Annotated in this window: 14 protein-coding genes; 12 read left to right on the forward strand and 2 right to left on the reverse strand. The window is 69.4% G+C overall.

Annotated features, from left to right (window positions below; translation table 11 throughout):
- Positions 1–447, forward strand: a 447-nt coding sequence (locus tag AB0I53_RS48500) for a catalase-related domain-containing protein (protein WP_358617724.1), incomplete at its 5' end; no start/stop codon positions are given.
- A gap of 114 nt (positions 448–561) precedes the next feature.
- Positions 562–948: an ankyrin repeat domain-containing protein gene (locus tag AB0I53_RS48505; RefSeq protein WP_358617727.1), complete on the forward strand. Its 387-nt coding sequence runs from the start codon at positions 562–564 to the stop codon at positions 946–948.
- Between the two features lie 72 nt (positions 949–1,020).
- Here AB0I53_RS48505 and AB0I53_RS48510 read toward each other — a convergent pair whose 3' ends face one another.
- Positions 1,021–1,437: a TetR/AcrR family transcriptional regulator gene (locus tag AB0I53_RS48510; protein ID WP_358617730.1), complete on the reverse strand. Its 417-nt coding sequence runs from the start codon at positions 1,435–1,437 to the stop codon at positions 1,021–1,023.
- A 37-nt stretch (positions 1,438–1,474) separates the two neighbouring features.
- Here AB0I53_RS48510 and AB0I53_RS48515 point away from each other — a divergent pair, with 37 nt between their 5' ends.
- From AB0I53_RS48515 to AB0I53_RS48545, 7 genes are all read left to right on the forward strand, one after another.
- Positions 1,475–1,816: a hypothetical protein gene (locus AB0I53_RS48515; protein WP_358617733.1), complete on the forward strand. Its 342-nt coding sequence runs from the start codon at positions 1,475–1,477 to the stop codon at positions 1,814–1,816.
- Positions 1,723–2,205, forward strand: a complete 483-nt coding sequence (locus AB0I53_RS48520; RefSeq protein WP_358617736.1) for a hypothetical protein — start codon at positions 1,723–1,725, stop codon at positions 2,203–2,205. The genes AB0I53_RS48515 and AB0I53_RS48520 overlap by 94 nt, the downstream gene beginning before the upstream one ends.
- A 189-nt stretch (positions 2,206–2,394) precedes the next feature.
- The gene (locus tag AB0I53_RS48525; protein WP_358617738.1) at positions 2,395–2,910 is read left to right on the forward strand and encodes a toxin-antitoxin system HicB family antitoxin; all 516 of its coding nucleotides are present in this window, start codon (positions 2,395–2,397) and stop codon (positions 2,908–2,910) included.
- 74 nt (positions 2,911–2,984) lie between these two features.
- Entirely contained in the window at positions 2,985–3,848 is an 864-nt protein-coding gene (locus AB0I53_RS48530; RefSeq protein WP_358617740.1) for a DUF4097 family beta strand repeat-containing protein, read from the forward strand.
- A gap of 231 nt (positions 3,849–4,079) precedes the next feature.
- On the forward strand, positions 4,080–5,273 hold the full coding sequence (locus tag AB0I53_RS48535) for a cytochrome P450 (RefSeq protein ID WP_358617743.1): 1,194 nt from the start codon (positions 4,080–4,082) through the stop codon (positions 5,271–5,273).
- A gap of 106 nt (positions 5,274–5,379) precedes the next feature.
- Positions 5,380–5,814, forward strand: coding sequence for a hypothetical protein (locus AB0I53_RS48540; protein ID WP_358617745.1), 435 nt, complete (start codon positions 5,380–5,382; stop codon positions 5,812–5,814).
- Positions 5,815–5,856: 42 nt separating this feature from the next.
- Entirely contained in the window at positions 5,857–6,099 is a 243-nt protein-coding gene (locus AB0I53_RS48545; protein WP_358617747.1) for a hypothetical protein, read from the forward strand.
- Positions 6,100–6,218: 119 nt separating this feature from the next.
- Here AB0I53_RS48545 and AB0I53_RS48550 read toward each other — a convergent pair whose 3' ends face one another.
- A complete protein-coding gene (locus AB0I53_RS48550; protein ID WP_358617750.1) occupies positions 6,219–7,412 on the reverse strand; it encodes an MFS transporter in 1,194 nt (397 codons plus the stop codon).
- A gap of 147 nt (positions 7,413–7,559) precedes the next feature.
- Between AB0I53_RS48550 and AB0I53_RS48555 the strand changes: the two genes are divergently transcribed.
- From AB0I53_RS48555 to AB0I53_RS48565, 3 genes are all read left to right on the forward strand, one after another.
- Positions 7,560–8,015: a MarR family transcriptional regulator gene (locus tag AB0I53_RS48555; protein ID WP_358617753.1), complete on the forward strand. Its 456-nt coding sequence runs from the start codon at positions 7,560–7,562 to the stop codon at positions 8,013–8,015.
- 6 nt (positions 8,016–8,021) lie between these two features.
- Positions 8,022–8,774 (forward strand): protein phosphatase 2C domain-containing protein, encoded by a 753-nt coding sequence (locus AB0I53_RS48560; RefSeq protein ID WP_358617756.1) that lies wholly within the window; start codon positions 8,022–8,024, stop codon positions 8,772–8,774.
- Positions 8,775–8,926: 152 nt separating this feature from the next.
- A complete protein-coding gene (locus AB0I53_RS48565; RefSeq protein WP_358617759.1) occupies positions 8,927–9,955 on the forward strand; it encodes a hypothetical protein in 1,029 nt (342 codons plus the stop codon).
- Positions 9,956–10,092: the final 137 nt, after the last annotated feature.

Consider the following 10,092-nt stretch of genomic DNA (forward strand, 5'->3'; position numbering starts at 1 on the left):
TACGGTGACGCCCAGCGGTACCGCCTGGGTGTGAACCACCACCAGATCCCGGTCAACGCGCCGAAGAACCCGGTGAACTCCTACCACCGCGACGGTGCCATGCGCGTCGACGGCAACCAGGGAGCCACCCCGGGCATCGAGCCGAACTCGTACGGCCGCTGGCAGGAGCAGGCCTCCTACCGCGACCCGGTTCAGGCCGTGGGTGCCGTCGCCGACCGGTTCAACTACCGCGAGGACGACGACAACTACTTCGAGCAGCCCGGCAACCTGTTCCGGAGCATGTCGCCGGAGCAGCAGCAGGTGCTCTTCGAGAACACCGCGCGGGCGATCGACGGCGCCTCGCAGGCGACCATCGAGCGGCACATCGCCAACTGCACCAAGGCCGATCCGGCCTACGGTGAGGGCGTCCGCAAGGCGATCGAGGCCCTGGCCGCGAGCAACGGCTGAGGCCCGCTAGGTCTTCGACCTGGTTAGCAGGGCGGCGGCCACGGAAAACCGTGGCCGCCGCGCCTGTTTCGAACCGACCGGAAATTTCGCTGACGTGATCAGGAAGAACTACTGATGAGCCACGGTGGACTGACTCCGGAGCAGGCCGAGCGCGTCGTGGCGATCGCCATGGATCTGGCCCGGGAAGGCGAAACCGAGCAACTGGCGGAGTTCGTCGACCACGGACTCCCGGTCGACGTGACCGACGAGGCCGGGAACACCCTGCTCATGCTCGCGGCTTACCACGGGCACGCCGAGACGGTGCGCGCGCTGCTCGCCCGCGACGCGAATCCCGATCTGCGCAACGCGCGCGACCAGGCGCCCATCGCCGGTGCGCTGTTCAAGGGCGCGGACGAGGTGGTGGCCGTGCTCCGCGAGGCCGGAGCCGACCTCGACGCGGGTACGCCCAGCGCGCGGGCCGCCGCCACCATGTTCGGCCGGGAGCACCTCCTCGACGACTGAGGCATTCGCCCGGCGCGGCGGCCTTTTGCATTCCTCAAGCAGCGTTTGCTTGCCTTGTAGTGGTTTTCGCCCCTACAGGATTCTGCGGGCCAATTCGGTCAGGCCCGCTTTGATTCTCCTCGTTCCCATGCCCAGGGTTTCGTGCTGGTGCTGGAAGACCTCCGGCGCCAGCGGCGCCAGCAGGGAGTCCGTCAGGGATTCCGGCTCTGCCAAGGAAGATTCCGCGAGCAGCGAGCGGACGTGCGCTCGCCAGAACCCGTAGGCGCCGGACTCGAACCGGGATCTGCCCACTTCGGTGCCCAGGACCAGGTGGATGTGCCGTTCGAGCAGGTCGACCACGGCCTCGTAGCGCGCCGCCAGGCGTTCGGCAGGCGGCGCGCCCGGTCCCGGCGGCGGATCGCCGCGGAGCAATTTCTCCTGCAGCACGCGCTCGTGCTCGTCCAGCAGGGCCGTGGCGATGGACGCGCGATCCGGGTAGCGGCGGTACAAGGTCGCGGACTGGGCTTTCGCCGCCGCCCTGCACGGGGTGCGCGGATGGCGCGCCGCGGAATTCCGGGAGGCGCTGACCGGGCGCATCGACGCGGAGCGGCTGGAGCTGTGCCTGCGGCTGCACGACCTCGTGCCCGACTGGATCTCTTCCTACGCCAAGGAAATCGCCGACACCGCAGGCGGCCTGATCGGATTCACCACCACGTTCCAGCAGAACACCGCCTCGCTGGCGCTGGCCCGCGAGCTCAAGCAGCTCGACCCCGCGTTGCGGGGCTGCGTTTTCTCGTGCGCAGCCCGGACTTGCGCACGGTCGTCGGCGTCGTCGGCGCGACCGCGCTGCTCACCAGCGGCGTCAACGCGGTGGCGTTCCTCTTCGTGATCGAGTCGCTGCGCCTGCCCGCGGCGTCCGTGCCGACGTCGCTGGTCTGCACCGCGATCGGCACGCTGCTGGCCGCTCCGGTCGCGTCCCGGCTGGCCGGGCGATTCGGCGGCGGATCGGTGATGGTCGGCGCGCTGTTCGCGCTGGTCTCGGGAATCGCGCTGCTCGGTGTGGTGCGGGCACCGGGCGGTGCGTGGGCCGCGTACTTCGTCATGGGCCTGGGCGCGGGCGCGGGGAACGTGCTGTCCGCGGCCAACCGACAGCGCTTGACGCCGCGCCCGATGATGGGCCGGGTGACCAGCGCGCACCGGGCGCTCGCCTGGGGCCTGATGCCACTGGGCGAGGTGCTCGCCGGGCCGCTCGCCGAGTCACGTCGCTGCGCGCGGTGATCCTCGGCGCGACGTTGCTGACGGCGGCGGTGGCGATCGCCGCCGCACCGCGCTGCGCCGCGTCAGCCAGCGAGAACGCTGATCTTTCTCCGTCTCGGCCCGGTGCCGCGCGCCGTCGCCCGGGCCCGGATGGTGCCGCTAGTGCCATAAACAGTTGCGCTGGTGCCACGGCGGTGCCATGATGGTGCCATGGATCTTGGGGTGTATGTCGACGGTATCCGGCGGGAGCTCTCCGTCGCCGCCGAAGTCGGTGGTGACGATGCTCGGGAGCTTGCCGAGCGGCTCACGACGCCATTGGAGTCCGCCCTCCGGCTGACCTTGCTGGAAGCGTTGTCGTCGGCCGCCGACGAGATCACCCGCGATCTCGCGCCGGGGTCGGTGGATCTGCGGTTCCGCAGCGGGGAACCGGAATTCGTCGTGACGGCGCCACCGGTGGAACACGCCGTCGAGGCGGCGGCCGGCGGCGAGAGCGCGCCGGCGGACGCCCGGCCACTCCTGGAGGCCGACGAAGGAGCCATGTCGCGGATCAACGTCCGGATGCCCGAACGGCTCAAGGCCCGGGTCGAGGAGGCGGCCGGGCGAGAAGGGCTGTCGGTCAACGCGTGGCTCGTCCGGGCCGCGGCCGCCGCCGTGGAACCCGCCGATCGGCCCGCCGGACGCAGCGGCGGCCGACGCGGACAGCGCTACACCGGTTGGGCGCGCTAGCCCCGCGCTCCGACCCGCACACCACACGTCCTACCAGCGAGGACGCTCACCAAGCACGATCTGAGGGGACAACCATGCCTACTTTCGAAACGCCGGAACCGATTTCCGCCACGATCGACGTCGTCATGGGCGACGTGCGGATCGTCGCCGGCGACCGGACCGACACCGCCGTCGAGGTGCGGCCGACCGACCCGTCCAGGAAGAATGACGTGACGGCGGCGGAACTGACCCGCGTGGAGTTCTCCGATGGCGAGCTGCTGGTCAAGACGTCGAAGCGGTGGCGGCACTACGGCCCCCGCGACGGCGGCTCCGTCGAGGTGGTGATCGAGCTGCCGGCCGGGTCGCAGGTGCAGGCCGAATCGGCGATGGGGGATTTCCGCGGCGAGGGACGGCTCGGCGAATGCCGGTTCCGGACCGCGATGGGCGCCATCCGGCTCGACGCCACCGGCCCGTTGAACGCGAAGACCGCTACCGGAGCGGTCACCGTCGACCATGTGGCGGGCCCGGCGGAGGTCGCCACCGGGTCGGGCGAGCTGCGGATCAGGCTGGTCGACGGTGCCGGGGTGTTCAAGAATTCCAATGGGGGCACCAAGATCGGCGAGATCGGCGGTGACGCGCGGTTGAGCGCGGCCAACGGCGGCATCTCCGTCGAAAGGGCGCACAACTCCGTTCATGCCAAAACCGCCAACGGCGACATCCGGATCGGCGAAGTCGCGCGTGGCACGGTGACGCTGGGCGTATCGGTGGGGGAGCTGGAGATCGGCATCCGCGAAGGAACCGCCGCGTACCTGGACCTGGACGCCACGGCCGGTCGCGTGCACAACGCGCTGGACAGCGCCGATGCGCCGGCGGAATCGGAGGAAACCGTCGAGGTCCGCGCGCGCACCGTGGCCGGTGACATCGTCGTGCGCCGCTCCTCGTTCGTCGCCGACGAGTGATCGGCGAGTAGGCACCGAAAGGCACGACGTCGCCGAGCTTTCGGCCGGCGACCTACGCCAGGACCGAGTTCCTGCGCAACGATTCCGGCCATGTCCTGACGTGGCCGATGTTCACGCGGAAACGCACTGCGCGTCTTCTGCTGCCCTGCTCCGGCCCGTCGACCCGGGCCGGTATCAGTCCTGACTGGACGAACACACTTTTCGTTTCACACCAACGAAAGGGCAATACGAATGCTACTCGATGCTGCCCGCATACCAGTAGACCCGCAGCACTTCTGGCTGCGCGGCGAGAAACCGGAGAGTCCGGTCGACTTCGACGAAGCGCGGGGTGTGTGGAACGTCTACGGCCATCCGGAGACGGTCGAAGTCCTCAGCGACCCGACGACGTTCTCCAACGACCTCGCACGACTCATGCCGGTCGAGATCGACCAGGCTTTCATCGAGGGCGATCTGACGCAGATGGACCCGCCCTTCCACCGCAAGCTGCGCCGGCTGGTCAGCCACGCCTTCACCCCGAAGATCGTGGCCGACCTCGAACCGCGGATCACCGCGCTGACGCACGAACTGCTCGACGCGGTGGGCGACCGGGACGAGCTCGAACTGGTCGCGGATCTCGCCTATCCGCTGCCGGTGATCGTCATCGCCGAGCTGCTGGGCGTGCCCAGCAGCGACCGCGACCTCTTCCGGCAGTGGGTGGAGGAGCAGCTCGGCGGCGGCCGGCAGCTCTCGGTCGTCGACCAGGGCGAGGAGCAGCAGCGTGAGATGAACGCCGGGCTGGAAAGCTTCCGGAAGATTCTCGACTACTTCCGCGAGCACGCCGCCGAGCGGCGGCGGAAACCCCGCGAGGACCTGCTGACGCAGCTGGTGCGGGCGGAGGTCGACGGTGAGCGGCTCACCGACAACGAGGTGGTGAACTTCGCCAACCTCCTGTTGGCCGCCGGGCACATCACCACCACCATGCTGCTGGGCAACACGGTGATGTGCCTGGACGCGAACCCGGAGCAGGCGGCGCGGGTGCGCGCGGACCGCGCGCTGGTGCCGGGCGCGATCGAGGAATCGCTGCGCCTGCTGACCCCGTTCGCGCTCACCTACCGGGCGACGATGACCGAGACGAAGATCGGCGGCCGGCGGGTGCCGGCGGACCAGATGATCTCGGTGTGGCTCGGGGCGGCCAACCGCGACGGCCGGGTGTTCGCTGACCCGGACGTCTTCGACCCGGCCCGGGACCCCAACCCGCACATCGCGTTCGGGCGCGGCATCCACTTCTGCCTGGGCGCGCCGCTGGCCCGGCTTGAAGGCAGGATCGCGATGAACATCCTGCTGGACCGCTTTCCGCGGCTGCGCACGGATCCGGCGAACCCGGCGGTCCTCATGCCGGGCACGGATATCATCGGCGCGAATTCGCTGCCGCTGCGCACCGAATAACGCGTTCGGTTGCTCCCGACCGGAAAACGGGTTGGCGCGACGGGGCGGCATGGCAAGATCGCCGACGAAATCCGTGCCGGTTCGCGGCCGATTGCTGGGAGGAATCGTGGCGACCTGGGAAGATCTTCTCGAATTCGTACGAACCGAATACCGGCTCGTCATCGGTGGGGAGGAGGACGACGAGCCCGAATACCGGATCATCGAGGACAGTGAGGACGAGGTCCGGATCCTCGTCGAGTACGAGGACGACCGCAGCCAGATCGTCATCGTCTGCCACGAGCGGCTCGATGGCCGCGAGGACTGGGTGCAGGTCGTTTCGGTGATCGGCCGGGCCGAGGGCATCAACCTGCGGAAACTGCTGGAAGAACTCGGCCAGACCTCGGTCGTGTGCGGGGCGCTGATCATCGGTGACCACGTCGTGCTCCGGCATTCGCTGCCGCTGCTGAACCTCGACATCAACGAGTTCACCGATCCGCTGAACTTCGTCGCGGAAACCGCGGATCATCTGGAAGAACTCTTCTACCGCAACGACGACCACTGACCCGTTTCGAGTATTTCGGGGTATTTGGGGTTGAATGGGGGAATGGGGCTCTTTCAGAACTCCGCCGCCGATCTCGGTGCGATGGCCGCCGCCGCTCTCGATTCGGGGCGGCGGCGGTTCACCGTTCGCCTGGTGGCACTTCCCGGCAGCAAGGACGACGCGATCGATCCGTGGTCGCAGCGCATCGAGACGATCGAGGAGAAGGGCTGGGAGCTCGACGAGTTCTCGGTGGTGCCGAACGAGAACGGCTGGGTCGAGGCGTACGTGCTGTTCAAGCGAGGCTGAGCGGTCATGGCCGCCGTGGCCATGACCGCTCGCGGCCTCCGGGCATGCGTACGTCGGAGATTCCGCAGTCCAGGCGGAGTCTGCAACTCCCGCGGGGCGCCGCCACGCAGAACGAGTTCTCAGACAGCCTCTCGAGCGACCGGAACGGGCTCGATTCGTTGGGCGGGCTTGGGTTTCGTCGCGATCGCGGCGACCAGCAGGCCGGTGCTGATCGCGGCGAGCAGCGCGCCGACCCACAGCGGCGACGTGTAGCCGAGTCCCGCGGCGATGGTCAGCCCGCCCAGCCAGGCGCCGAGGGCGTTGCCGATGTTGAAGGCGGCGATGTTGAGCGCCGACGCCATCGTCGGCGCCTCGCCGCCGTACCTCATCACCCGGGTTTGCAGCGGTGGCACGGTGGCGAAGCCGAAGGCGCCCATGAGCGCGATCGCGATGACGGTGAGGATCCGGTTCTCGGCGGCGAGGGCGAAGCCGACGAGGATGAAGACCAGCGCGATCAGCGCGATCAGCATGGTGCGGTCGAGGTGCCGGTCGGCGGCCTTGCCGCCGGTCAGGTTGCCGGCGAACTGGCCGACACCGAAGATCAGCAGCAGCCACGGCACGGTGCCGGCCGCGAAGCCGGAGACGTCGGTGACCAGCGGCGCGATGTAGGTGAAGGCGCCGAACATCCCGCCGAAGCCGAGGACTGTGACGCCGAGCGTCCACCACACCTGCGGCCGCCTGAGGGCGACCAGTTCGGCACGCAGGTTGGCCGTGCCGGCTTCGCGACCTGCGGTGGCGGGGACGAGCAGCTGGATGCCGATAAGGGCGATGGCGCCGATGATCGTGATGGCCCAGAACGTCGAGCGCCAGCCCAGTGCCTGCCCGAGGAACGTGCCCAGCGGCACGCCGAGGACGTTCGCGGTGGTCAGGCCGGTGAACATGATCGCAACGGCGCCGGCTTTGCGGTTCGGCGGCACCAGGGCGGCGGCCACCACGGCGCCGATGCCGAAGAACGCGCCGTGGGTGAGCGCGGCCAGGATTCGGCCGATCATCATCACCGCGTAGTGCGGGGCGAGCGCGGAGAGCAGGTTTCCGGCGATGAACAACACCATCAGCCACACCAGCACCGGTTTGCGCGGCAGCCGGGTCACGGCCGCGGTCAGCAGGACGGCGCCGACCGCGACGGCGATCGCGTAGCCGGAGATCAGGTAGCCGGCGACCGGGATGCTGACCGCGAAGTCGCCGGCCACTTCCGGGAGGAGGCCCATGATGCCGAACTCGGTGAGTCCGATGCCGAACCCGCCGAGCGCGAGGGCGATGAGTGCTACGGGCATGCCCGTGGCTCCTTAGCGGTAGATGCGTGGGTAGATACAAGGCGCAAGCAGGTAGTTGCAAGCGCGTTATAAACACTTGCATGCGCTTCATATCCGCGCAAGCTGCTATAGTCGTAGGCGATACAGGTCACGTCAGGGAGGTGCGCGGTGGGGATCGCCGACGACGCCGTCGAGATTCGGGCCCACGGCTGGCGGACGCTCGCCGCGCTCCACGGGACGCTCGAAGCCGCGCTGGAGAAGGCGCTGCAGGCCGAGCACGGGCTGTCGGTCGTCGAATACACCGTCCTGGACGCGCTGAGCAGGCAGGACGGCTGGCACATGCGGATGCAGCAGCTCGCCCGCGCCACGGCGCTCAGCGGCAGCGCGACGACCCGGCTCGTCAACCGGCTGGAAGACCGCGAGCTGCTGACGCGGGTCCTGTGCAAGGACGACCGCCGCGGCATCTACACCGAGCTGACCGACGCGGGCCGAACCCTGTGGGAGAAGGCCCGCCCCACCCACGACGAAGCCCTGGAGAAGGCGCTGGTCGAAGGCGAACAGGTCCCGGAGCTGGCGCCGCTGGTGGCGGCGTTGCACCACCTGCCGCAGCGGCCCGGCGGCTGACCGGGCGTGCAGGCGACGCAGGCGACGATCGCCACGCCGGGCCGGCCGAACGAGGATTACCTGGCCGCCGGACCGGATTGGGCGTTCGTCCTCGACGGCGCGACTGCTCCGTCCGGTGTGGACAGTGGCTGTGCGCACGACGTGCCCTGGCTGGTGCGCCGGCTCGGCGGCGAGCTGGAGCGGCGGCTCGCCGCGTCGGACGGGACGGTCGCCGACGTCCTCGCCGACGCGATCCGCGCGACCTGTGCAGCGCACGGGGACACCTGCGACCTGCACAACCCGTCGAGCCCCTCGGCAACTGCGGCGCTGCTGAGGCTGCGCGGCTACGACCTGGAGTACCTGGCGCTCGCCGACAGCCCGATCGTGCTCGACGTGGCGGGCGAAACCCGGCCGATCATTGACGACCGGATCGAACGTCTGCCCAGTTACACGCTCGAAGCGGTCCGCGACCTGCGGAACCAGCCGGGCGGATTCTGGGTGGCCAGCACGAAACCCGAAGCGGCGTACGAAGCCGTGCACGGCGTGGTCCCGGCGGCGGATGTGCGCCGGGCGGTGCTGCTCACCGACGGCGCGTCCCGCTACGTGGAGCGGTTCGGCCTCGGCGACTGGGCCGACCTGCTGGACCTCGTCGAGCAAGTCGGCCCGGCCGAGCTGCTGCGCCACGTTCGAGCCGCGGAAGAGGCGGAAACCTCGGAGGAACGCCGCAGGCGCCGAGGAAAACCCCACGACGACGCCACCGCGGTGTTCCTCCGCTTCTGAGCTCGCCACGATCCGGGAGCGGGCCTGCTCTGTTCGAGCGGAAATCCGCTTGAACGGTTCCGCCGCGCCGGACGCCCGGTACTGAATTGTGGAGTGCAGCCCAGGCCTGTGCGTGGAGGGACCGCCGGATGAATCGTGAGCAGCGTGGTGTCGTGAAGGCAGTGTCGGTGATCGTGGCGATGCTCTGGGTCGTGCTCGGATTGCGTTTCGGCTGGCCGGTGTGGCTGTGGCTCGTGCTGGTCGCCGCAACGTGCGTCGCTCCGTGGGTGGTCTTCTGGCAATACCGGCGCTGGCAGGACCGGAGGCCCGCGTTGGAGCCGCCGGCCGTCGAAGCCGTCGAACCGCGGGAACGGCCGCAACCGCTCGAGCGGTCGTTATCGGGCCTGCCGATGCGAAGCGCGCACCCGGACTACAAGTTCTTGTTCTCCGGCAAGGTGTTCTGGTATTCGAAGCCGGACGCGCCGGGGCTGCCGCACGCCGATCCTGGTGGGCTGGCCATCGACCTGATCCTGGAGCAGGCGAGCCATTTCGTGGCGGAGGTCCCGCCGGACGAAGGTGAGCTCGCGCAGTACCGGCTGAACGCCGCGCTCGGGGTGGAACGCTCTGATCCGTCCGGGCGCGTGGCGGCCTGGGCCGGCGACGTGCGCCTCGAACTGCCGGATCCCGACGCGGACCGGCTGCGACGCCTCGCCGAGGCGCGCAAGCAGGAAGAACTCTGGGAACGCGCGCGCGACCACGAGCGCGACAAGCGCGCGTACCTGGCCGACGACGTGCTGAAAAATCCCGGTAGCGCGCTGGTTTGGTGGCTGGCGAGGGAAGACGGCAACGTCGACGAGGCGGTCCGCCAGATCGGCAACCTGCGGAGGCTCACCGCTGCCGCGCACGACACCCGGGTGCCCGACCCGGACCTCCACCCTCCACAGTGGATCACCGCGATGCCCGCTGACCAGCACACGATGCGCTCGTTCCGACTGGAGGAGTTCGAGGTGCAGGGCAGCAGGCTGGGCGCGTCGCAGCACGTGCTGGCCGCGATCGAAGGCCTGGCGACGGGGGAGGAGCGCGCGGCGCTCGGCCGCCGGGTGGCGGATGTCCTGGCGGCGCACGGCCACGGCGAACTGGCGGAACTGGTCCGGAGCACCTTCGACGACCGTCCCGAACTCTCCGGCCCCGAAACAACCTGACGGGCTGTTCGGCCAGGTCAGGACCCGTGAGTACTTTGGGTTGCTGTAGAGCCTGTTTGAGAACTCGTTCCGCGCAGTCGTGCATCCCCGCTGGCTGGTGTGGAGCGAACGGCCTGTTCGCCTCGATAGACGAGGTA

This window comes from Saccharopolyspora sp. NPDC050389 (genome assembly GCF_040655595.1).
In the GTDB taxonomy this organism is placed as follows: domain Bacteria; phylum Actinomycetota; class Actinomycetes; order Mycobacteriales; family Pseudonocardiaceae; genus Saccharopolyspora.

Bases quoted from the DNA above. Each gene is read 5' to 3' on its own strand.
- AB0I53_RS48505 (WP_358617727.1), top strand. From the start codon at position 562: ATGAGCCACGGTGGACTGACTCCGGAGCAGGCCGAGCGCGTCGTGGCG.
- AB0I53_RS48525 (WP_358617738.1), top strand. From the start codon at position 2,395: ATGGATCTTGGGGTGTATGTCGACGGTATCCGGCGGGAGCTCTCCGTC.
- AB0I53_RS48530 (WP_358617740.1), top strand. From the start codon at position 2,985: ATGCCTACTTTCGAAACGCCGGAACCGATTTCCGCCACGATCGACGTC.
- AB0I53_RS48535 (WP_358617743.1), top strand. From the start codon at position 4,080: ATGCTACTCGATGCTGCCCGCATACCAGTAGACCCGCAGCACTTCTGG.
- AB0I53_RS48545 (WP_358617747.1), top strand. From the start codon at position 5,857: ATGGGGCTCTTTCAGAACTCCGCCGCCGATCTCGGTGCGATGGCCGCC.
- AB0I53_RS48550 (WP_358617750.1), bottom strand. From the start codon at position 7,412: ATGCCCGTAGCACTCATCGCCCTCGCGCTCGGCGGGTTCGGCATCGGA.